Raw genomic sequence first — 21,383 nt, 5'->3', positions numbered from 1 at the left:
TTCCTCTCTATGCTGGGCCCCATGCGCGACGTCGAGCTCCGGCATCTCACCACGCTGGCCGCGGTCGCCGACGAGGGCTCGTTCGGGCGGGCGGCCGCGCGGCTCGGGTACACCCAGTCGACGGTGAGCCAGCAGATCGCGGCCCTGGAGAAGGCCGTCGGCGGTGCCGTGTTCGACCGGCCGGGCGGCCCGAAACCGGTGCGGATCACTCCGCTCGGCGCGGTGGTGCTGGCACACGGACGCGATCTGCTGGCGAGGGCCCAGACGATGGCGGCGGCCGTCGACCGGTTCAAGGCCGGCGACGGCCGGGTCGACATCGGCACGTTCCAGAGCGTGTCCAACGTGATCTTGCCGCCGATCGTGCGCTCGCTTCGGGACGAGCACCCCGGCTGCGACATCAGGCTGTTCGAGGAGGAGACCGAGTCGCCGCAGGTCGGCGAGCTCGATCTGATGTTCTTCGACGGCCGCATCGACGGCGACGTCGAACACCTCAAACTGCTCGACGATCCCTACCTGCTGGTGACCCGCCGCGGCACCTTCCCCGACGGCCCGGTGCCGCCGGCCCGGCTCGACGGCGCACCGATGGTGGCGTACCCGCCGATCTGCGACCAGGCCCGGGTGGAGCAGGCGCTCGCACGCCGCGGTGTGCAACCCCGGATCGTGTTCCGCACCGCGGGCAACGAGACCGTCCTGTCGATGGTGCGCGCCGGTATGGGTTCGGCGATACTGCCGCGCCTCGCCGTCGACGGCGCCGACGCCGGCTCGGACGGGTCGCTGTCCCTCCACGAGCTCCGGCCGGGTCTCCGGCCGCGCGAGATCTTCCTGCTGTGGCAGGCGGACCGCACCCACTCCCCGCTCGCGGCACGGGCGATCGAGATCGCCCTCGACGTGGCAGGCGAGATCGCCGAGCGCACGTGACCGGCCACGCGCCCGGCGGAGCCACTTGCTGGACCCGTAGGCGAAAAGCCCTGGTCCGGCCGGAGGTCTTCACCGCCGTCGGACTTCTGAGCGTCCCCTACACCCCTCCCGGCGGCCCGCGGCCCAGCGAGACCTTCGCGGCGATGGGCGGCGGGGAGGAGTTCTACGTCGGCTACTTCCAGGAGCCGGGCCGCGCCGAGGCCGAGATCGAACCGGACGTCCGCGGCAGGCTGGCGGGCTTCTACGCCGCGCTGTCGGCCGGCACCATGCCCGCGCCCGGCCGGCCCGGCCCCCATTTCGTGGCGCCTGGGGGGCGGTTGCGCGACCGGTTCCCGACCGGTCCGCCGCCGTCCTGGCTCAGCCGGCGGGAGCTGGACGTCCACGCCGCGGAGTTCGACGGGTGCGGGCACTGGATCCAGCGGGAACGCCCGGACGAGGTGAACCGGCTGCTCACCGACTGGCTCGCGTCCCTGCCGCCCGCCTGAACGCATGCGCGCCCCTCAGCGAGAAGACCTCCTGGCGTAGTCGAGTTTCGCCGCCTCAGGCCCGGCTGCCCCAGCGCGGCAGGGTGAACCGCAGGACACACTCGCCTGTTCCGACCTCCGCCGCACCCTTCGAGCCCGCTCAGCCTTCGAATCTCGGCGTGCAGCCGACCTCGGGAGGCTTCCGCACGCGGAGGCAGGCCCGGCCGGTGCGTTTGCCGTCGAGCATCTGCGTCCACTACCATTCGCCCTCGCCGGACGCGCCTTGGAGTACGTACTCGTCGTTCTCGATGCTCAGCGTGCCTGCACGCGCCTTGATAGTGGACTGCACGCGCGCCCACGAAGCGTCGCACCGGGCCGAGTACCGATGCTGGAGGCGCGTCGCCGGCGGCACGGCGTTCAGCGTGACCTCGTTCAGCGTGACGGCGTCGCCCACGCATCCCTCCACGACCGGGCTCTTATCGTGACAGAGCCCGCCTCCGCATCCCTGCCTGGTCGCGGCCGGAGGCCCCGCCGGTGCGGGCCCTCCGGCCACGATCTCGGCTGACGCGGGGCCCGCGGCACCCAGCAGCGCGGCGGTGATTGCGGCGACCGCCGTTCTCGCCATCTGTCGATTCGCCATCGTTCCACTCCCGGGTAGCACCCCGGCCACCCGGGCGTCTCTCGCGCCGGAGCCGTGGCCGTGCTCTCGGTGACAGGATCGCCGTGCCACGGTCATCCGGTGGCAATCCTTCGGCAAAGCCCCGAGAAAGGGGAACATTGAAGGCGTCGAACATTTCCCCTATTGGGGTGAAATAAGCGGAGAAAATACGTGGAAGTGTGGTTGTCGCGCCCGCATAAATGGGCGGCGTCCACGTCTGCTCTTCCTTGCCATTTCGATATTGTTTTACCGAAAGGAGTTGGCTACCATTGCTCGATCATGTTAAGTCGAAGTGCAGGAGCCGCTGACCGTGGATCGGAAGGTCTTGGAAGCGCAACAATGGGTGAACCAGAACTACAGCGCCCACCCCGGATATGTGCGGTGCCCTGAGCATGGCAAGACGGGATGGGGCACCATGCGGGCGCTGACCAGCGCCCTGCAGGCCGAACTCGGCATCACGCCGGTCAACGGCTCGTTCGGCCCCGCCACGCTGGCCGCCCTCGTCCGGCACGGCGAGGTCGGCTCTGGAGAGCCGGACAAAAGCCTCGTGCGTATCCTCAAGTACGCCCTGTTCTGCAAGGGCTACAACGGCGGCGCGTCCGAGGGCGGGTTCGACGACGGGATGAAGCAGGGGCTCGCCAAGATGCGAACCCAAGCCGGGCTCAGCCCCTACAACCGCGGGGTGCCGCCCAAGACCGCCAAGGCGCTGCTCAATATGGACGCCTACAAACTGCTGTCCGGCGGAACCGTCGTCGTCCAGAACATTCAGCGATGGCTGAATCACACCTATCAGGAACGGGGGAACTTTTTCATCATCCCCTGTGACGGGCTCTACTCACGCGATGTCCAGCAGCCGCTGATGAAGGCGCTGCAGTACGGTTTCGGGCTGTCGGACGAGGCGGCCAACGGCCTGTTCGGCGAGGCGACCAAGGCCGGCCTGCGCGAGAACGTCCTCACCAAGGGCGCGCAAAGCCGCTTCGTGCAATTGTTCAGCGCCGCGTGCGTGTTCAACGGCCGGGCCCGGTACCGCACGAAGAACGGGAAATGGGCGTACCGTAGCAGTACGGCGCACGCGACCTGGCCGACTTCACCCACGCCGAGGGAGCCAAGCACGCCGAATTGGCGCACAAGAGCGCCGATCGGCACGGCTTTCGGCGGGGCACCGTCATCTACTTCGCAGTCGACTTCGACGCCACCGCGGAAGAGATCATCAGTAATATCGTCCCCTACTTCCACGGCGTTCAGTCCCGCCTGGCGGCGCTCGGACGCCGCTACGTCGCGGGGGTGTACGAGTCGCGTAACGTCTGCGCGCGCGTCAGCCGGGAGGCCTTCACTGCCTGGTCGTTCGTCTCGGGCATGTCCTATCGCTTCTCCGGCAACCTCGGGTATCCGCTACCAGAGAACTGGGCCCTCAACCAGATCAAGGAATTCAGGTTCCAGGCCGGCGACGACTCCTTCGCGCTCGACAACGACGTCCATCAGCCGGGCGCCGACGCCGGCGCGGACGCGGTGGGCTCCAATGTCGAGCCGCTCAAGGACTACCTGGACTACATCGACCGCGTTTACCGGGCCGCTCAGAACTACCCCGGGGGAGGCGACCCGAGCGTCCTCGTCCTGGCGTACCTTCGTTACCCGCACTACGCCACGATCGCCTGGGTGGAACTGGCCGGCCCGCACTTCGTAGACTGGATCGCCCACGCCGACAAGCAGGTGGGACCGAGAGTCACGCAGTACCGGGACCCCTCCCTCGGCGCCATCATAGACGTCGACCACTTCGGCGCCACCGCTAGCGGAGTCCTGTGGAACGCGCGCGGCACCCCCCGCCCCGCGCGGGGCGATTTCAGCGGCTGGCTCGGTGACCTGGCGTCCTTCTACGGCGAGTGGAGGGCCGCGAGCGTCTCCTATCCTTCCGGCTACGCCTTCTGCCAGGCGCGGCTCGCCCGCCCCGACGTGGACAGCACCTTCTCCTTCAACGACCTGATCGAGGACGTCGACGGCCACCTCATCGCGCTGCGGACGCGCGCCGGCACGCCGGTCAACACGGCGATCCGCGAGCACCTCGCCGAAGGTGGCCCGCATGTCACCCGTTTCACCCGGTTTGTGAAGGAGCGCTACGGCACCTCACCCGATGGGATCGTCAACGCCGCTCGCAAGATGCTGACCAACGGGTCCGACACCTTCGTCACCACCCTGCGGACGGGGGTCATCTTCAGCTCCGCAGGCGGCACCGTGCTGTTGCCCAGCGCGCTGCCCGCCGACAAGCTCGCTGCCTTCTTGCACGGCTACGCCGAGAAGCTGCAAGCCCTGGCCCAAGCGGAACCCAACTGAGGTCGACGCGGCGCCCAGTCAGAAGCCCCTGCGGCACTCGTGGGCTGAAAACCACGCACGGGACGTGGTCGCTGGGGTAGGAGTGTGCGTCGTGGAGCCGGGCGCGCGTGTGGTGTCGGGATCGCGGCGGTCCCGCCGTCGGCGGAAACGACGATGAGCCGGACGGCGGCGGGGGCGGTGTAGACGCCGGTCCGCTTCCGAGTGTCAACGTTCCACACCTCCACGCGGCTGCCGCCGGGGGCGAGGAGCGTCCGTCTGGTGCCGTCCATGTCCGCGGCCGTCATATTGAAGTCGGTGAGGGGGTCGGCGCGCGTTCCGACCGTGCCTCCCGCCGGTGGCCGTGCCGGTCGGGCCGCAGGGGCCGGTCACGTCCGCCAGTGGCCGACCAGCTCGGCGTAGAGGGGGCTGAGCCCCAGCAGCGTGCTGTGCGTTCCGACGACCGGGCCCGCGGCGTCCAGCAGCAGGACCCGGTGGGCCCGCTGCGCGGAGCTGATCCGGTGGGCGATGACGATGAGCGTCCCGCCGCGGGCCGCCAGGGCCTCCTCGGCGCGGGCCTCGGCCGCGGGATGGAGGTGGGAGGTCGCCTCGTCGAGGACGACGACCGGCGCGGCGGACAGGTGGGCGCGGGCGAGGGTGATGAGCTGGCGCTCCCCCTGCGAGAGCGTTCCGCCGCCGGGCGGGACGTCGGCGTCGTAGCCGCCGAGCCGGCGCAGCGTCTCCTCCAGGCCGACCGCGGCGACGGCCTCGTCGAGCTGCGCGGTGGTGGCGCGCGGGCGCAGGTAGGCGAGGTTCTCCCGCACGGTTCCGGCGAAGACGTAGCTCTCCTGCGGGAGGAGCGCCACGGTGTCCCGGAGCCGTGCCGGGTCCAGGTCGGGCAGCGGCACCTCGCCGAGCGTGACCGTGCCCCGCTGGGGACGGACGAGGCCCGCGAGGACGTTCGCGAGCGTCGACTTGCCGGTGCCGCTCGGGCCGACGACGGCGAGGTGGGTCCCCTCGGGGATGTGCAGGCTCAGGTCGGTGAGGACGGGGGCGGCCCGCGGCGAGTACGCGAACGTGACGCGGTCGAGTTCGAGGTCGGCCGAGGCCGGGACGGGCGAGGAACGCGAACGGGGCGTCTCGGCGGGGCCCGTCGCGATCTCGGCGAGCCGGCCGAGGATCACGGCGAGGCTGAGCAGGAGGGTGCCGCCCGCGTCGACCAGCAGGACGATCCCGGGTTGCAGCCCGGTGATGAGGTATCCGGCGGCGCCCGCCACCTCTCCGGTCGTGAGCCGTCCGCTCTCGATGAGGGCGGGCGACAGCGCCAGCAGCGCCAGGAGGGGCAGGTGCACCCCGAGCGCCAGCACCGGGAGCCGGACGAGGCGGGAGCGGGCGAACGCGCGCAGCGCCGCGGCCTGCGCGTCGATGGACGCGGCCACCGTGCGGGCCGCCCGGTCCTCGGCGGCGCACGCGACGACGTCGCGCACGCCCTCGACGACGGCGGCGCCGGTCTCGCCGATGCGTTCGGCGTGCCGGACGACCGCCCGGTACCGGCGGACCTGGACGCCCAGGAACGCGGCGAACACGCTCAGGGCGAGGGCGACCGACAGGGCGATGGCGAGGGCGAGCGGCGGGGAGAGCAGCGCGAGGCCGATCAGGGCGGCGATCCCGGCGGTGAGCAGTTGCCGGACGTTGCGCAACGCGGTGCCGAGCAGCGCCCGGACGGCCTCGGCCTGCTCGGTGACCTGCGACACGCCCGCGCCCGCGTCCGTCCGGCGCAGGGACGCGGTGACGACGTCGGCGACGAGGGAGTCGCGGAGCGGTTCGACGGTCGCGGCGAGCTGGGGGTAGACGCGCCGGGTCGCCTCGGCGCCGCACAGGTACAGCAGCGCGAGGGCCGCGAGCCAGGCCAGGCCGACGCCGGGACGACCGGCGAGGAACCCGTGGTCGAGGGACCGGGCGAGCAGGAGGCCGCCGGCGAGCACCGGCACGCCCTCGAGGACGGACCAGGCGGCGAGCCGGCGCAGCGCCGGCCCCCGCCCGCGCAGGTGGCGGCGCAGCAACCGCGCCGCGGGCGGGACCCTCATGCGCCGCTCCCGGGGGCGGCGAACACGGCCCGGTACTCGGGGTCGGGCCACAGTTCGGCGTGGGGGGCGAGCGCGCGGATCCGGCCGCCGTCGAGCCAGGCGACCAGGTCGGCGCGGGCCGCGGTGGCGGGGCGGCGCGCGACCACCAGGCTGGTGCGCCGGGCCAGCATCCGCCGGAGCGCCTGGGTCACCCTCAGCTCCGTCGCGGTGTCGAGGCTGCTGGTGGCGTCGTCGAGGACGAGGACCCGGGCGTCGGTCAGCGCCGCCCGGGCGAGCCCGAGCCGCTGCAGCTCGCCGCCCGACAGCGGCGCCCGGTGGAGCGGTGTGTCGTATCCGTCCGGCAGCGCCCGGACGAACTCGTCGGCGGCGGCCGTCCGGGCGGCGCGGCGCACCTCGGCGCGGGTGGCCTCGGGCCGGGCGTAGGCGATCAGGTCGTGGACGGTCGCGCCGAGCAGCGCGGGGCGCTCGAAGGCGTAGGCGACGGCGCGGCGCAGCTCGGGCGGCGCGACGGCGGTGACCGGGACGCCGTCGAGCTCGACGCGGCCCTCCTGCGGGTCGAGGAGCCGCCCGACCAGCGACACCAGCACGGACTTGCCCGTCCCGGACGCGCCCACGACGGCGACGCCGGTCCCGGCCGGGACCGTCAGGTCGAGCCGGTCGAGGATGGTGCGGTCCCCGATCCGGACGGTCACGTCCCGCATGTCGAGCCGTCCGGGGCCGTCGGGCAGCGCGACCGGACGCGCCGGCGGCGCGACGGCCGGGGCGGTGTCGAGCACCTCCTGGACCCGTCCGGCGCCGATCTCGCAGTTCAGCAGGGCGACGAAGGTGTCGAACAGCGCGGCGGCGCCGACCGCCATGGCGGTGTAGGACGCGGCGGCGACGAGCTGGCCGGGGGTGATGTCGCCGGTGCCGAGCCGCAGCCCGGCGACGGCGACGACCACGACCTGCAGCAGCGGCGCCAGCAGCGACAGCCGCCAGCTCACCCGGCCCTGCACGGCCCAGGTGCGGCGCCCGGCTTCGCGCAGCGCCGGGAGCGGCCGCAGGATCCGGTCGGCCTCGCGCGCCGCGGTGCCGGCGGCGCGGATCGTCCGTATCCCCTGGTGGGCGTCCAGCAGCCGGGTCGCGACGGCGGCCTGGTGGCGCTGGTAGTCCGCGAACGGCGCGCTCGCGCGGGCGACGAAGACGCGCAGCGCCACGACGGCGGGCGGCACGCCCAGCGCGAACGCCAGCGCGAGCGTCCAGTCGATGAGGGCCAGCGCGACCACGGCGCCCGCGGTCGTCGCCAGCGTCGCCGCCGCCGCCACCAGCTGGACGGGGAACGCGGCGGGGCCGCTCGCGCTCTCGGTGAGCCGGGCGAGCACGTCCCCGGTGGGGAAGCGCCGGCGGCCGGGCACCCCGAGTTCGAGGACCCGGCCGACCAGGCGGTGCCGGAGCCACGCGGTGATGTGGCTGCCGCAGTAGGCGCCCGCCAGGTCCTCCCCGGCGTCGGCGAGCGCGGCGACGGTGAGGACGACCGCCAGCCAGGTCAGGGGCGCGGCCGGCGGGTCACCGGTGTGGACGGCGTCGACGGCGCGGCCCAGCATGACCGGCGTCGCCAGCGTCGCCAGGACGCGCAGCAGCGTGCACAGCGCCAGCAGGCCCATCGACGCGCGGGTGCGGCGGGCCGCCGCGCGCAGCAGCCGCCTGCCCGCGGCGCGCTGCGCGGCGGGGGCGGGGTGCGGTTCGGTGGCGGGCGCGGCCTCGTCGCCGGTGGCGGGATCGGTCGGGACCACGCGGGTCGGCTCCCTTCCCTCCCGGCGGGCGTTGGCTACAGTGAGAAGTGGGTCCGGTCACGGATCGGCCGGGTTCTCCGGCCGATCCGTGACCGGTGTCTACGGGCCGGGGTCAAAAGTCATGTCCGGACCGTGTCCGGGTGCTCGGCGTCACGCGCAGGAGACGCCGACGCACACGGTGTTGAGCAGCGTCAGCAGGCCGGTGCACGCGCACGTGCCGCCGAGCTGGATGCCGTCGATCTCGATCGGGTCGGTCTCGGGCAGGTCCTGCAGCTCCGCCACCAGGTCACCGTCGAAGATGTCCATCTGTTTCACCTCCTCTCCTCGTCGATGCCAAGGTCCGCCCCGCCTCGAGGCAGAAGCGGACCACAGCCGTCCGGAGGTCCGAGGGCCATGCCTGGACGACCGTGGTGTGGTCGCCGTCGACTTCGAGGTAGGCGAAGTCGGGCCCTTCGGTCCTGCCGAGTTCGAGGAGGCGCCTGCGCAGCGCCCGTGACTGCCCGACCGGGACGACCTCGTCCCGGGTGCCGTGCGCCACGAGGAGCGGCGCGGTGAGCGCGCCGCACAGGGCGAGGACGTCGCGCGGCGCGTCCGCTCCGGTGCCGTCGAGCCGGTGCAGCCGCGCCACCCGGTCCCGGACCGGGGCGGCGGCGTCGCGGTACAGGCTCGCGGCGGACGTGAACGGGGCCAGCGCGGCGCACGCCGCCCACAGCTCCGGCGCGCGGCAGGCCGCCAGCAGCGCCAGCCAGGCGCCGTAGCTGACGCCGAGCAGGATCGGTTCCCCCGCTCCGACGCCGGACCGCCGGCGGCGGTCGGCGATGCCGCGGCCCAGATGGACGACGTCGTCGAGGTCGGGCCCGCCCCAGTCGCCGACGACCGCGCGCAGATGGCGCTCGCCGTAGCCGGTGCTGCCCCGGTGGTTGGGGGCGACGACGGCGATGCCCGCGGCGGCGAGATGCTGGAAGAGCGGGTCGAACTCCAGCCGCCACGCCGACAGCGGGCCGCCGTGCAGCGCGAGGACCACCCGGTCGCTCTCGTGCCAGCGGGGACCGCCGTACACGATCGCCTCGACGGGCCCGGCCGGGCCCGGCAGCTCGACGAGGTCGGCGCCGGCCCAGCCCGCCGCGTTCTCGGACGGCCGGCGGGCGAACGTCCAGCCGGTGCGGTGCGCCGTCGCGAGCGTCGGCGGCCGGTGCGGCGCCGAGCAGCGCAGGTGGATGCGCCCGCCGCTCCACGAGGCGGGCGGCGACAGGACGCCGGGCGGCCCGCTCACCGGTTCGACGCGGCCGTCCGCCGGGGTGTGGATCAGGAGGCGGGACGTGGCGCCGGCGTCCTCGCAGACCAGCAGGCGGCCGCCGTCGTCGAACGCCAGCGGGGTACGGGCGCGGCCGGGCCGGTTGAGGGTTTCGGGGAACCGCACGCGGCGGTCGCCGGGCGTCCACAGCCCGATCCCGGAGGCGCCGTCCCCGGGGCCGCTGGTCGTCACGGCGAGGCGCGCCGAGCGCCGGTCGCGGGCGACGATGCGGTCGGTCGTCGAGCTGGAAACCCTCCAGATACGGCGCCAGGCGCGCTCCCGCAGGTCCACGACGATCCCGTCCGGCCGGTGCCCGGCACCGGAGTGGTCGAGCGCCAGCGTGCGGCCGTCGTCGAGCCAGACGCCGCCCGACAGCACGCCGGGGATCCGCAGCACCGGTTCCGGCGGACCGGCGGAGTCCGGCAGGACCCAGATGCGGGAGTGCCGCTCGTCCTCCACCGCCACGAGGACCAGGGGCTGCGGCCGTCCCGGACCGGCCAGCGGGTACCCGGCGAGCATCGGCGCGATCCGCCACGACCGGACGGCCGCCCCGCCGCCGGGCCGCAGCGCGACCACCGTGCCGTGGCCCGCGGGCGTCCCGCCGGCGCCGACCGCGGGCCGCGCGACCAGGACGCGGCCGTCGTCCAGCGGCACCGGACGGCTGAACCGGTCGACGGGCTCGCCGCCCGCGTCGACCGTCCGGCCGGACGGCGCGGGACCCGCGAGCGACCACCGCTCCAGCGTCACGCGGTCCTGGACGGTCCTCAGGCAGGCGGCCCACCGGCCGTCGTCCGAGAACGCGAAGCCGAACCGGGACGGGATGGCGGGGAGGGCGGGCACGGCCGTCATGACGCCCCTCCCACGGCGGTCGCGGCGGCGGCCTCGACCGTCCAGAGGCGCGGCGAGCCGTACCGCAGGCGCAGCAGGAACCCGAGCATCCCGCTCATGCCGTCGCCCCAGGTCGCCGAGACCTCGCCCTGCTCGTCGGGGAGGACGAGACGGCCGTCGCGGTGCGCCCGCGCGGCGACGATCGTCCGGCCGAGCCGCCATGCCGCCGCCCGGTGCCGGTCGTCGCCGGTCAGCTCGGCCATGTCGAGCAGGAAGTCGCCGTTGCCCGCCAGCCCGTGGCACTGCCCCAGCACCGCGCGCCACGCGTGGCCCGTCACGGCCCGGGCGGAGAGTTCGGCGGCTTCGAGGAACCGCGCGTCGCCGGTGGCCGCGCCGAGCCGGACCAGGAAGCTCCCGATGCCCGACGCGCCATGGCACCAGTACGGGGCGGTCGGCGCGTCGCCGGCCCCGGCACCCCACATCGCCGTGCCCCGCTCGACGACCGCCGCGTCCAGCAGCGCGTCCCCGACTCGGACCGCGAACGCCCTGCAGTCGTCGCGTCCGGTCGCCTCCGCGCAGGCGAGCAGGAAGTAACCGACGCCCGCGACGCCGTGCGCGAACCCGTGGTAGGAGCGGCCCGCCAGTTTGGAGTCGACGTCGGCCGGGGTGCTCCAGACGAGCCCGCCTTCGCGCTCCTCGACCGTCCCGAGCAGCGCGTCGGCCGCGGCCTCCGCGCGCTCGGCGAACGCCGCGAGCCCGGTGCGGGCCCACAGGTGCAGGGCGGTCAGGCCGAGACCGGCCGTCCCGTGGGTCACGTCGGGGCTGGCGACCGCGGCCGGCAGCGTGCCGGCCAGGGCGACGGCGTCCTCGACCAGGCGCTCGTCGCCGGTCTCCAGCCCCGCGTCCAGCAGCGACCAGGCCACGCCGGCCGAGCCGAAGTACAGGCCGGGCGGCCGGTTCGTCCCGTCCGCCATCCGCGCGCGGACCCAGCGGGACGCCGCGGCGATCGCCTCCGGGAGGCGCGGATCGCCGGTGAGCCGCGAACAGCGCACCAGGGCGCCGAGGCAGCCGGCGGCGCCCTGCTGCAGGGTGCACGGATCCGGTGCGCCGTGGACGCAGGACACCGGCCACAGGGCGTTCGCCGCGTCCGGGTCCATGGACGCGAGCAGCTCGTCGGTGATCCCTTCGATGGCCCGCTCGACCGTCTCCCGCAGCCACGGACTCTCGGCGTCGACGGGGCCCCGCGCCCCGCGCGCGTTCGGGGCCGCGAGCGCGTCGCGCGCCCGGTCCGTCGTCCAGCGGCGGCCGGGATCGTCGGCCATCAGCCCGAGCACCATCGCCCTCAGATGCTCGGGGAACTCCAGGCCCTGGGTCCGAGCCGTCAGCCACTCGTCGAGCCGGTCCGCGGGCGGCCTGCTCGGCGGGTGCTCGTCCAGGAGGTAGGGCGGGCTGCCGGTGAACAGGTAGCAGAGCGTCGCGCCGAGGCTGTAGTGGTCGGCCGACGCGTGCGGGGGCGCGCCCCCGAGCTGCTCGGGCGCCCCGAAAGCCGGAGTCCCCGAGCGCAGCGGGCCGTCCTCCCCGTCGGCCACCGCGAGTTCGAGGTCGATGAGCACGGGGGTGCCGTCCGGGCGCACCATGATGTTGTTCGGGTTGAAGTCGCGGACGATGAGGCCGGCGGCGTGCGCGTCGCTCATCAGCTCGACGAGGCGCCGCGCCATCTCCGTGGCCGTCCCGAGATGGTCGCCCCAGCCGGCCTCGACGATGCGCTCGGCCGCCCACTCCCGGAGCGGGCCGCCCTGGACCAGCTCCTGGGCGAGGAACAGGTGCCCGCCCTGCGGGAACAGTTCGACGAGGCGCGGCGCGAGCCCGCGGCCGCCCAGGCGCTCCAGGGCCCGGGCCTCCGCCCGCAGCCGGTCCCGGGTGTCGCGGCCCTCCAGGTCCGCGGCGACGTGGGGGCGCGCCTCCTTGATCACGACCGGGTCTCCGGTGCGGCGGTCCACCGCACGATAAACGCCGCCCTTATTGGAATGACGGATCGCCTCCCGCACCGCGAACCGTTCCCCGAGCACTATTTCACCGGAGTCACGTGTCCGGCGGGTGCTTTGCGGGCCGTTGTCCGGGAAGGGAGATGTCACCCAGGAGGGAGGCGTGTACCTGCCGGCGCGCCGGTCTTCGACCGGCTTCCCGTCGGGGTCGATGATCGTCCACGTATAGAAGCCGTCATTGGTGAGCCGCCGCTCCTCGACGAACGCCCCGTAACGATAGTGAACGAGACTGCCCGGCGCGTACGGTCGATCGGAAAGGACGCGCGGTCCCGGCAGTCCCTTCGTCGCTTCGTGCAGTTCGCGCGCGAGCCGAACGGCTTCCGCGTCGCTCTCGGGGTACACCGTGATGAACTTCCCCGAATGGCCGCGCGAGGTGTTGCGCGCGTTCAACGCGGCGACGAAGTCGACGCTCGCGGCGAACTTGAAGGCCGAACCGGCTTCCAGCAGCACCCGCGACGCCCGCTCGAGGACCTCCTCCGCGGACGCCGGCGTGGCCGAGACGTGCAGCTTCCAGCCCTGCTGGCGCCGCGGGGCGCCTTCCGGGACGACCGAGCACCAGATCCCGGAGCGTCCGACCCGCCACCGTCCGGGTGCGGCCGGCAGGGCCCGCGTGAGGACGTCGACGAGAGAAGCCTCTCCAGCGTCCGCGGCCGCAACGGCCGTGAAGACACTGAATTTGAAATCGACCATGAATGATCTCCGCCGCCCACATCGTCCGGTGAATCATCCGGAAGGATCGAGATCGTTTCGATCCGTCCGGCTTACCGTGAGACAGCACAATGCAACCACGGGCTTCGTCGCGGATCCAGGGGTCATTTGGCTCCACCTTGTCCACATGAGGACCGGTATCCACCTTGACTCGACTTCGATCTTGACTTAGAAGTAATGATCACTTGGCTGCAATGGTGCATCTTGCCCAGTTTGTCCATATTTGCCTGGCCGACAGTGGTCAATTTGATCACTCCCGAACAAAGTCGTCACCTGTCAGAGAAAAATGCGTACCTTTTTCGCATTTATGCAAGGAACTGTGGGCGCGGGGGCGATGAGCGCAGGTCGCGCGGCCGTCCGCCCGGAGCCGAGCACCGGCCCGCGCGAGCGCCGGGCCGTGCCCCGTGGACGCCGAGAGGCGGCGCGGTCTCCTTGACGGGAGGCCTTACCTGCGCGCGAGCCCGGCGTTGTTCGCCGCGTTCTTGTCCGACCTGGTGGTCGTGATGTCGTCCCAGCGTGGACGGACCGACGAACTTCGCCTGCCAACCGGTTCGTCAGCGGATGATCTTGAGGCGATCTCCGGCACACGGACGATGTGGCATCGTGGCGAAGCCGAACGGTGATCTCGAGCGTATGGGCTAGTCGACGTTGGGCGTGGCCCGGTCGATGATCGGAGCGAGGTCCAACCCCGGGGGGAGGGTGCCGAAGGCGGTGCCCCGGTCGCCGGCGAGGCGGGACGCGCAGAAGGCGTCGGCCACGGCCGGGTGACCGTGTCTGACCAGCAAGGACGCCTGGAAGACGAGCGCCAGGCGCTCGGCGACGTGGCGGGCGCGGAACTCTAGGGTCGCGGTGTCGGCGAAGCCGTCCTTGGCCTCTTTGACGGCGGCGTCGAGGCGCGGGTCGGCCCCGGCGGCGAGGTCGACTTCGTCGAAGAACGCCTCCAGGGTATGCGGCTCGCGCAGCACGGCACGGAGGAGGTCGAGCGCCGCGACGTTGCCGGAGCCCTCCCAGATGCCGTTCAGCGGGGACTCGCGGAACAGCCGGGGCATACCGGACTCCTCCACATAGCCGTTGCCGCCGAGGCACTCCAGGGACTCGGCGGCGTGCGCGGGCCAGCGCTTGCACACCCAGTACTTGCCGACCGCCAGGCCGAGCCGCTTGACGGCCGCCTCGCCCTCGTCGCCGCGCACCGACCGGTCGGTGGCCCCGGCGAGCCGCAGCATCAGGGTCGTGGCGGCCTCGGACTCGATCGCGAGGTCGGCCAGGACGTTGCGCATCAGCGGCTGGTCGATCAGGTCGCGGCCGAACGCGGCGCGGTGCGCGGCGTGGTGCGCGGCCGCCGTCACCCCGTGCCGCATCCCGGCCGCCGCGCCGATCACGCAGTCCAGCCGGGTCATGTTCACCATCTCGATGATGGTGCGGACCCCGCGCCCCTCGTCCCCGACACGCCACGCGGCCGCGTCGTCGTACTCGATCTCCGCGGACGCGTTGGACCGGTTGCCGAGCTTGTCCTTGAGCCGCATCAGCCGCAGCGGGTTCCGCGTCCCGTCCGGCAGGACGCGCGGCACCAGGAAGCACGTCAGGCCGCCGGGGGCCTGCGCGAGCGTGAGGAACACGTCGCACATCGGCGCGCTCGTGAACCACTTGTGCCCGACGAGACGGTACGAGCCGTCGGCCTGCGGCGTCGCGCGGGTGGTGTTGGCGCGGACGTCCGAACCGCCCTGCTTCTCGGTCATCGACATGCCGGCGAGCAGCGCGCGCTTGGTCAGCGGGGCGCGCAGGCCGTAGTCGTACTCCGGCTTCGCGAGCAGCGGCTCGTACCGTGCGGCCAGCTCCGGTTCCCGCCGCAGCGCCGGGACGGCCGCGTACGTCATCGAGATCGGGCACCCGTGGCCCGCGTCGACCCGCCACACGTAGAACTTCGCGGCCCGCGCGACGTGCGCGCCCGCGCGCTCGTCCGTCCAGGCGGACCCGTGCAGGCCGTGCGTGACGGCCACCTTCATCAGCTCGTGCCAGGCCGGGTGGTACTCGACCTCGTCGATGCGGTGCCCGTACCGGTCGTGGGTGCGCAGCACGGGCGGGTGCTCGTTCGCGAGCCGGCCCTGCTCCTGCGCCTCCGCGGTCCCCGCCAGCCGGCCCAGCCCGCGCACCTCGCCGACCGCCCAGCCGGCGCCCTCGCGCGCCAGGCCGTCCAGCAGCGCGGCCTCGTCGGCGACGTCGTGCCCCGCGAGCGGCGGCACCTGGTTGAAAACCTCGTGGGTCACGGCACGGCTCCCTGCCTGCGGGCAACGTTCCAGGCCACCCTACCGAACAGTGTTCGGCGGAGTAGATGATCATGTCAGCGGAGGCCGTGCGGGGGCATCCTCCTGAAGTGGTGGGGCATCTCGTCCGCGCGGCGGATTGTACGAAAGCCCGGGGGGCATACCTTCGGAACCATGAGTCAGTCCACCCCGCAGCCGGGATCGCCGTCCCCCGGCGGCCCGAAGGATCCGGTGCCCGCCCCGCGCCCCGACCGTCCCGCGACCCCCGGCGTCCGCGCGTCCGACGCCGAGCGGGAGACGGTGGTCGAGCGGTTGCGGGTCGCCTCCGTCGAGGGTCGGCTGACGTTCGAGGAGCTCACCGAGCGCACCGAGGCCGCGTACGCGGCCGTGTCCCGCGACGACCTCGAGAGCATCACCGCCGACCTGCCGGGCATGGGCGCCCCCGGCGCGGAGCCCGCCCCGCTCCAGGTCAAGCGCCGGTTCAGCGCGATCATGGGGGACTGCCGGGAGCGCATCGTCGGCCGCATCGACGAGCCGCTGGAGGCCGTGTCGGTCATGGGCGACGTCGAGCTCGACCTGCGCGGCGCGCAGGTGCCCACCGGGGAGGTCCGCGTGCAGGCCACCGCCGTCATGGGCGACGTGAAGATCATCGTGCCGGACGGGATCGCCGTCGAGCTGGACGGCTACGCGTTCCTCGGCGATCGCCGGGTGGCGGTCCGCGAGTCCGGCGGCGGCGCCCGCGTCCCGGTCGTCCGCGTCACCGCCCGCGCCGTCATGGGCGACGTCAAGATCGTCGACGACGAGCACCACGCCCCCGTCCGGCGCGCCCTCGCGGCCTGGTGGCGCGACCGCAGATCCTGACGGCTCAGCCGTCCCGGCGGGACGTCGCGGCGAGCGACCCGAGGAGCGCGAGGGCCTCGGCGCTCGCCGACCCCGGCTCCGCGTGGTACACGACCAGCTCCTGCCCCGGGCTCGACCGGACGTCGAACGTCTGCATCGTCAGCGTCACCGGGCCGACGTCGCGGTGCGCGAAACGCTTGCGCTCCAGCGACTTCCCCCGCGCGTCGTGCCGCGCCCACAGGTCCGCGAACTCCGGGCTCGCGTCGAGCAGCTCGGCCAGCACGCGCCGCACCCGCGGGTCGTCCGGGGCCCGGCCGTGCGCGAGCCGGAAACCGGCCACCGAGTTCCGCGCCACGTCGCGCCAGTCCCGGTAGAACTCCCGCGCCGCCGGGTCGGTGAACACGACGTGCATGAGGTTGCGCGAATGCGCCCAGTCGTGGAAGAGCGCGTCCGCGATCGCGTTCGAGGCGAGCACGTCGTAGGCGCGGTTGTAGACGATCGCGGGGTTGCTCGGCCACGCGCTCATCAGCTGCAGCAGGCCCGGGTCGACGCGGGCCGGGACGGCGGCGCCCCGGTCGTGCGGGGCGAGCCCGGCCAGCCGGAACAGGTGCAGCCGGCCGTCCCCGTCCAGCCGCAGCGCGTCCGCGAGGGCGTCGGCGACCTGCGGGGACGGCGTCCGCTCGCGGCCCTGCTCCAGCCGGACGTAGTAGTCGGCGCTGACCCCCGCCAGCATCGCGACCTCCTCCCGCCGCAGCCCCGGAACCCGCCGGTGCCCCGTGCTCGGCAGGCCGACGTCGTCCGGTGCGACCCGCGCCCGCCGTGCGGTGAGGTAGGCGCCGAGCTCGGTACGTGACATGCCCTCCAGCCTAGGCCGCCGCCCGCCGGTCTTCCTGGGTGCGCCGTACCCAGGAAGAGCCCGCACTGCCGCCGGGCGCCCGGCGCGGGCAGGGTCGGGACCATGCCGAACGACAAAAAGATCATTCTCGTGACCGGGGCCAGCAGCGGGATCGGCGCGGCTGTCGCCGCCCGTCTCGTCCGCGAGGGACACCGGGTCGTCGCGGGCGCCCGGCGCACCGACCGGCTGGACGCCCTCGCCGGGCGCACCGCGAAGGAGCCCGGGAGCCTGCATCCGGTCCGCCTCGACGTGACCGACCGCGGCGACGTCGAGGCGTTCGTCCGGACGGCCTGCGACCGCTTCGGCCGCGTCGACGCCATGGTCGCGAACGCCGGGATCATGCCGCTGTCGCGCCTCGACGCGCTGCTCGTCGACGAATGGGACCGGATGATCGACGTGAACGTCCGCGGGCTGCTGTACTCGATCGCCGCGGCGCTGCCCCGCTTCACCGCGCAGGATTCCGGCCACTTCGTCACGATCGCGAGCATCGGCGCCCGCGAGGTGACCCCCACCGCCGCCGTCTACTGCGGCACCAAGTACGCCGCCCGGGCCATCACCGAGGGCCTCCGCCAGGAGTCCGCCCCCTCCATCCGGGTCACGACCGTGTCCCCGGGGGTCGTCGCGTCCGAACTCGCCGACTCCATCACCGACCCGGGCGCCGCCGCGGCGATGCGCGACTACCGCGCGAACGCGATCGACCCGGACGCCATCGCGGGCGCCGTCTCCTACGCCCTCGCGCAACCGGCGGACGTCGACGTCAACGAGATCGTCGTCCGCCCGGCCGCCCAACGCTGACCACCCGCGCCGCGCCCGGGCGTCCGCCCGTAGGACGGCCGGGGCGGTGCGGCGCCTAGGGCGCGACTACCTCGAACCGGCCGGTACCGGGCGAAGACGGCCGCGAGGCGGCCGTCTCCGCGGCGGCTGCCGCGCCTCCCCGCGCCGCCGGAACCCGCACGGCCGTCGGGGACGGCCGCCCGGGGACGCGGCGTTCGCGGGGCCTCTCGGGATGTGGCGGGCCGCAGGCGTGGCCGCCCCGGGGCGGCCGCCCGAAGAGCGGGGCGGGCGGTCAGCGGGTGTCGTCGTGGCGCTCGGCTTCGGTGACGCCGCGCTCGTCCGCCGGGAGGGTGTCGGGGTGCTCCCGCTGCACGTCGGGCGTGCCGGTGCCGCTGATCTCGGTGCCGCCGCCGTTCGTCTCGGCCTCCTCGCCGTCCGGGACGCGGTGCGGGACGGGCGTGCCCGGGCGCGTCCGGCCCCGTGCGTCCGACCCCTGGTTCACGGGCGCGAACGCGCGGTCGTGCGTCTCGCGAGGCTCGTGTCCCGACTCTTCGGAAGATTCGCGTTCGTCCATGAACACGCGCATACCCGTCGTTCCGTCCATCGAACGCGCCGTGCCGCCCGCCGTGCCGCCCGCCGTGCCGCCCGCCGGGCCCGAGCCGCCTCCCGCGCCCGGGTGTCGCGGCCGCCCCTCAGGCGTCGAAGGCGGCGGGGGCGGTCAGCAGGAACGAGACGTCCGCGCCCGCGGGGAGCTCGCGCGGGGGCTCGGCGCGGCGGAACAACCGCGCGTCGAGGGGGCCGCCGAGCGTCGCGGCGTCGTCCGACACGCGCAGCCAGGTGCCCTCGCGCAGGCCGAGGACGGGCACGTCGTTGCACTCGAGGAACTCCGCCAGCCGCTGCTCGCGCGTCTCGCCCATGTGCGTGTCGCCGGGCCGCGGATCGATGTAGTGCGGGTTGATCTGGAAGGGGACGAAGCCGAGGGCGTCGAAGCTCGGGGGCTGCACGATCGGCATGTCGTTCGTGGTCCGCAGCGTCGGGCAGGCCATGTTCGTCCCCGCGCTCGCCCCCATGTAGCGGAGGCCGCCGCGGACGGCGTCGCGCAGTTCGTCGCGCAGGCCGGTCCGGTACAGGTCGCGGAGCAGGCGGAACGAGTTGCCGCCGCCGACGAACACCGCGTCGGCGCCGTCCAGCCCGGACGCGTGCACCCCGCGGACGGTGATCCCGCGGGGTTCGAGGGCCTCGCGGACGACGCGGGTGTAGGCGTCGTGGTCGGCGAGCGCGTACGGGACGAACGCGAGCGCGGCGCCCGCGCCGACGAACGCGGTGACCGTGTCGAGCGCGTGCTCCAGGTAGGCGCGGCCGTGGTTCGTCGAGTTCGACAGCAGCAGAAGTTCCACAGTGCTCCTTTCAGTGGCGGCGGGCGCCGGTCAGCAGCCGCTCCACCTGTTCGGCGGCGCGGCGGAGGCGGGGGAGGCGGTCGGCCGGCGCCTCGAAGCGGTCCTCGTGACCGCCGAGGCTGAGGCTCCCGTACGGCTCCCCGTGCAGGTGGACGGGGACGGCGAGGGTCGCGACGTGGGCGTCGTACTCGCCGATCGTGAACGCGTACCCGAGTTCGCGGACGCGGTGGAAGCGGCGTTCGAGCGCGTCCGGGTCGGTGAGGGTGCGCTCGGTGAAGCGGGCCATCGGACGGTCGCGGAACAGCCGGCGCCGCCGGTCCTCGGGGACGAACGCGAAGTACGCCTGGGCGGTCGCGCCCGCGTGCGCCGGGTACAGCTCGCCGACCAGCGGGTAGTAGCGGAGCGGTCCCTCCTCCCCGTCGACCGCCGCGACACACCGGATGTGGAAGCCGTCCGGGACCGACAGCAGCGCGGTGTCGCCGGTCAGGGCGGACAGGTCCGCGAGGATCGGGGTGACCAGCATGCGGAGCGAGCCCGAACGCTCCCACGTCCGGCCGAGGTGCAGGGCGGCGGGGCCGATGCGGTAGCGGCGCGTGTCGGGGTCGGCCGCGAGGAAGCCGCGGTGCGCGAGCGTCGCGAGCACCCGCTGGGCGACGGACTTGTCCCACCCGAACTCCTCGGCCACCTCGGTGACGCCCCAGTCGGTGCGGTGCCGGTCGAAGCCCAGGAGGACGAGCAGCGCGCGGTCGGCCGTCTGCAGGAGGCCGCGCGGGGTGTCGCGGTCGGCGGCGAAGCCCGAACCCATGCCTGCTCCCCTCGGCGGGACCGTGTTGCGAATAGCGGGACAAAGTTGCTTATTACGATAACAGCGCTGCAACCTGGGGAAACACGCTCCTCGCCCGCAAGGAAGGCCCATGCTCAAGCACGTCCTCGCCGTGATCGACCTGCTCGACGACCCGGCCGCGTCCGGCCGCTCCCTCGCCCAGTTCCTCGACCGCGCCGCGGGCCCGGCGGGCTCCGGCGCCGAGGTCGTCACCGTCGCCGGCGACAAGGGCACCACCGACTTCGTGCGCGTCCGCGTCCCGGGCCGCCGGGGCCGCTCGGCCGGCGGGGACGCCCCCACGCTCGGGATCGTCGGGCGGCTCGGCGGGGTCGGCGCCCGCCCGGAGGTCCTCGGGTTCACCTCCGACGGGGACGGCGCGGCGGCCGCGCTCGCGGCGGCGGCGAAGCTGCTCGAGATGCGTCTGCGCGGCGACGTCCCGGACGGCGACGTCGTCATCGCCACGCACGTCTGCCCGGACGCCCCCACGCAGCCGCACGATCCGGTCCCGTTCATGGACTCGCCGGTCGACATCGCCGTCATGAACGAGCACGAGGTGACGCCCGACATGGACGCCGTGCTGTCGATCGACACCACCAAGGGCAACACGATCATCAACCACCGGGGCCTGGCGCTGTCGCCCACCGTCAAGCAGGGCTACATCCTGCGGGTCAGCGACGGCCTCGCGAACCTGCTGTCGGTCGTCACCGGCGAACCGGCCGTCACGTACCCGATCACCACGCAGGACATCACCCCGTACGGCAACGGGGTCTACCACCTGAACTCGATCCTGCAGCCCGCGACCGCGACGGACGCGCCCGTCGTCGGCCTGGCCGTCACCGCCGCGTCCGCCGTGCCCGGCTGCGCGACCGGCGCGAGCCACGAGACCGACATCGCCGCGGCGGCGCGTTTCGCGGTCGAGGCGGCCAAGGCGTTCGGCGCGGGCGCGCTGACCTTCCACGACCAGGACGAGTACGAGGCGCTCGTCGCCCGGTACGGCTCGCTGGCGCACCTGCAGACCCTCGGCCGCACCGGCTGACGGGCGGGCCGGTCGGGCGGGCCGGTCGGACGGGCCGGTGGGGCGGGCCGGTCAGACGGCGGCGGCCTCGCGCGCGGCCAGCAGCGCCTCGTCGTACCGCCGGACGACCAGCTCGGCGACCTCGGGCGCCGCGCCCAGCGGCGGGGAGACGGCGTCGGCGCCGGCGGCCAGGGCCGCGTCGCGGACCTTGTCGGTGAAGTAGCCCGGCGCCAGGAAGTAGGACGCGACGACGACGCGCGGGACGCCCGACGCGCGCAGCGTCGTCACCGCCTCGGCGGG

Annotated in this window: 18 protein-coding genes; 6 read left to right on the top strand and 12 right to left on the bottom strand. The window is 73.9% G+C overall.

Annotated features, from left to right (window positions below):
• Window positions 1-21 precede the first annotated feature (21 nt).
• Together ACFQ11_RS23785 and ACFQ11_RS23780 are read left to right on the top strand one after the other, a co-directional pair.
• Complete coding sequence (locus tag ACFQ11_RS23785; RefSeq protein WP_378302236.1) at window positions 22-918, top strand: LysR family transcriptional regulator; 897 nt, start codon at window positions 22-24, stop codon at window positions 916-918.
• 143 nt (window positions 919-1,061) lie between these two features.
• The gene (locus tag ACFQ11_RS23780) at window positions 1,062-1,403 is read left to right on the top strand and encodes an alpha/beta fold hydrolase (protein WP_378302234.1); all 342 of its coding nucleotides are present in this window, start codon (window positions 1,062-1,064) and stop codon (window positions 1,401-1,403) included.
• Between the two features lie 235 nt (window positions 1,404-1,638).
• Here the strand turns inward: ACFQ11_RS23780 and ACFQ11_RS23775 are convergent, their stop codons facing one another.
• The gene (locus ACFQ11_RS23775; protein WP_378302289.1) at window positions 1,639-2,007 is read right to left on the bottom strand and encodes a DUF2690 domain-containing protein; all 369 of its coding nucleotides are present in this window, start codon (window positions 2,005-2,007) and stop codon (window positions 1,639-1,641) included.
• 1,152 nt (window positions 2,008-3,159) lie between these two features.
• Between ACFQ11_RS23775 and ACFQ11_RS23770 the strand changes: the two genes are divergently transcribed.
• Window positions 3,160-4,368, top strand: a complete 1,209-nt coding sequence (locus ACFQ11_RS23770; protein WP_378302232.1) for a glycoside hydrolase domain-containing protein — start codon at window positions 3,160-3,162, stop codon at window positions 4,366-4,368.
• Between the two features lie 365 nt (window positions 4,369-4,733).
• On the opposite strand, the gene ACFQ11_RS23765 is transcribed toward ACFQ11_RS23770, so the two are convergent.
• The 6 genes from ACFQ11_RS23765 to ACFQ11_RS23740 all read right to left on the bottom strand — a co-directional run bounded on the left by ACFQ11_RS23765 (window position 4,734) and on the right by ACFQ11_RS23740 (window position 15,342).
• Complete coding sequence (locus ACFQ11_RS23765) at window positions 4,734-6,431, bottom strand: ATP-binding cassette domain-containing protein (RefSeq protein ID WP_378302229.1); 1,698 nt, start codon at window positions 6,429-6,431, stop codon at window positions 4,734-4,736.
• Window positions 6,428-8,203, bottom strand: coding sequence for an ABC transporter ATP-binding protein (locus ACFQ11_RS23760; protein ID WP_378302227.1), 1,776 nt, complete (start codon window positions 8,201-8,203; stop codon window positions 6,428-6,430). The genes ACFQ11_RS23765 and ACFQ11_RS23760 overlap by 4 nt, the downstream gene beginning before the upstream one ends.
• 150 nt (window positions 8,204-8,353) lie before the next feature.
• Window positions 8,354-8,509, bottom strand: a complete 156-nt coding sequence (locus ACFQ11_RS23755; protein ID WP_378302225.1) for a VenA family class IV lanthipeptide — start codon at window positions 8,507-8,509, stop codon at window positions 8,354-8,356.
• Entirely contained in the window at window positions 8,490-10,346 is a 1,857-nt protein-coding gene (locus ACFQ11_RS23750) for a S9 family peptidase (protein ID WP_378302223.1), read from the bottom strand. The genes ACFQ11_RS23755 and ACFQ11_RS23750 overlap by 20 nt, the downstream gene beginning before the upstream one ends.
• Window positions 10,343-13,060: a class IV lanthionine synthetase LanL gene (lanL, locus tag ACFQ11_RS23745; RefSeq protein WP_378302221.1), complete on the bottom strand. Its 2,718-nt coding sequence runs from the start codon at window positions 13,058-13,060 to the stop codon at window positions 10,343-10,345. The genes ACFQ11_RS23750 and lanL overlap by 4 nt, the downstream gene beginning before the upstream one ends.
• Before the next feature lie 656 nt (window positions 13,061-13,716).
• Window positions 13,717-15,342, bottom strand: coding sequence for an acyl-CoA dehydrogenase family protein (locus ACFQ11_RS23740; RefSeq protein ID WP_378302219.1), 1,626 nt, complete (start codon window positions 15,340-15,342; stop codon window positions 13,717-13,719).
• A gap of 171 nt (window positions 15,343-15,513) precedes the next feature.
• Between ACFQ11_RS23740 and ACFQ11_RS23735 the strand changes: the two genes are divergently transcribed.
• Window positions 15,514-16,200: a DUF1707 SHOCT-like domain-containing protein gene (locus ACFQ11_RS23735; RefSeq protein ID WP_378302217.1), complete on the top strand. Its 687-nt coding sequence runs from the start codon at window positions 15,514-15,516 to the stop codon at window positions 16,198-16,200.
• Window positions 16,201-16,204: 4 nt separating this feature from the next.
• Here ACFQ11_RS23735 and ACFQ11_RS23730 read toward each other — a convergent pair whose 3' ends face one another.
• Window positions 16,205-17,035, bottom strand: coding sequence for a helix-turn-helix transcriptional regulator (locus ACFQ11_RS23730; RefSeq protein WP_378302215.1), 831 nt, complete (start codon window positions 17,033-17,035; stop codon window positions 16,205-16,207).
• A 102-nt stretch (window positions 17,036-17,137) separates the two neighbouring features.
• Here ACFQ11_RS23730 and ACFQ11_RS23725 point away from each other — a divergent pair, with 102 nt between their 5' ends.
• The gene (locus tag ACFQ11_RS23725; RefSeq protein WP_378302213.1) at window positions 17,138-17,869 is read left to right on the top strand and encodes an SDR family oxidoreductase; all 732 of its coding nucleotides are present in this window, start codon (window positions 17,138-17,140) and stop codon (window positions 17,867-17,869) included.
• Window positions 17,870-18,140: 271 nt separating this feature from the next.
• Here the strand turns inward: ACFQ11_RS23725 and ACFQ11_RS23720 are convergent, their stop codons facing one another.
• The 3 genes from ACFQ11_RS23720 to ACFQ11_RS23710 form a co-directional block, all read right to left on the bottom strand.
• A complete protein-coding gene (locus ACFQ11_RS23720; protein ID WP_378302211.1) occupies window positions 18,141-18,452 on the bottom strand; it encodes a hypothetical protein in 312 nt (103 codons plus the stop codon).
• An 88-nt stretch (window positions 18,453-18,540) separates the two neighbouring features.
• On the bottom strand, window positions 18,541-19,245 hold the full coding sequence (gene pepE / locus ACFQ11_RS23715; protein ID WP_378302209.1) for a dipeptidase PepE: 705 nt from the start codon (window positions 19,243-19,245) through the stop codon (window positions 18,541-18,543).
• A 10-nt stretch (window positions 19,246-19,255) separates the two neighbouring features.
• Complete coding sequence (locus ACFQ11_RS23710) at window positions 19,256-20,050, bottom strand: IclR family transcriptional regulator (RefSeq protein WP_378302207.1); 795 nt, start codon at window positions 20,048-20,050, stop codon at window positions 19,256-19,258.
• 109 nt (window positions 20,051-20,159) lie between these two features.
• Here ACFQ11_RS23710 and ACFQ11_RS23705 point away from each other — a divergent pair, with 109 nt between their 5' ends.
• Window positions 20,160-21,104 carry a DUF1177 domain-containing protein gene (locus ACFQ11_RS23705; protein ID WP_378302205.1) on the top strand — a complete coding sequence of 315 codons (945 nt, stop codon included), beginning with the start codon at window positions 20,160-20,162 and terminating at the stop codon, window positions 21,102-21,104.
• Window positions 21,105-21,155: 51 nt separating this feature from the next.
• On the opposite strand, the gene ACFQ11_RS23700 is transcribed toward ACFQ11_RS23705, so the two are convergent.
• Window positions 21,156-21,383: sirohydrochlorin chelatase (locus ACFQ11_RS23700; RefSeq protein ID WP_378302203.1), on the bottom strand; the 228-nt coding region annotated here is incomplete at its 5' end.

The organism is Actinomadura sediminis, from assembly GCF_042675525.1.
Taxonomy (GTDB): Bacteria; Actinomycetota; Actinomycetes; order Streptosporangiales; family Streptosporangiaceae; genus Spirillospora; species Spirillospora sediminis.
The sequence above is the reverse complement of the archived record's forward strand: the minus strand, read 5'-3'. Positions and strand labels throughout refer to the sequence as shown.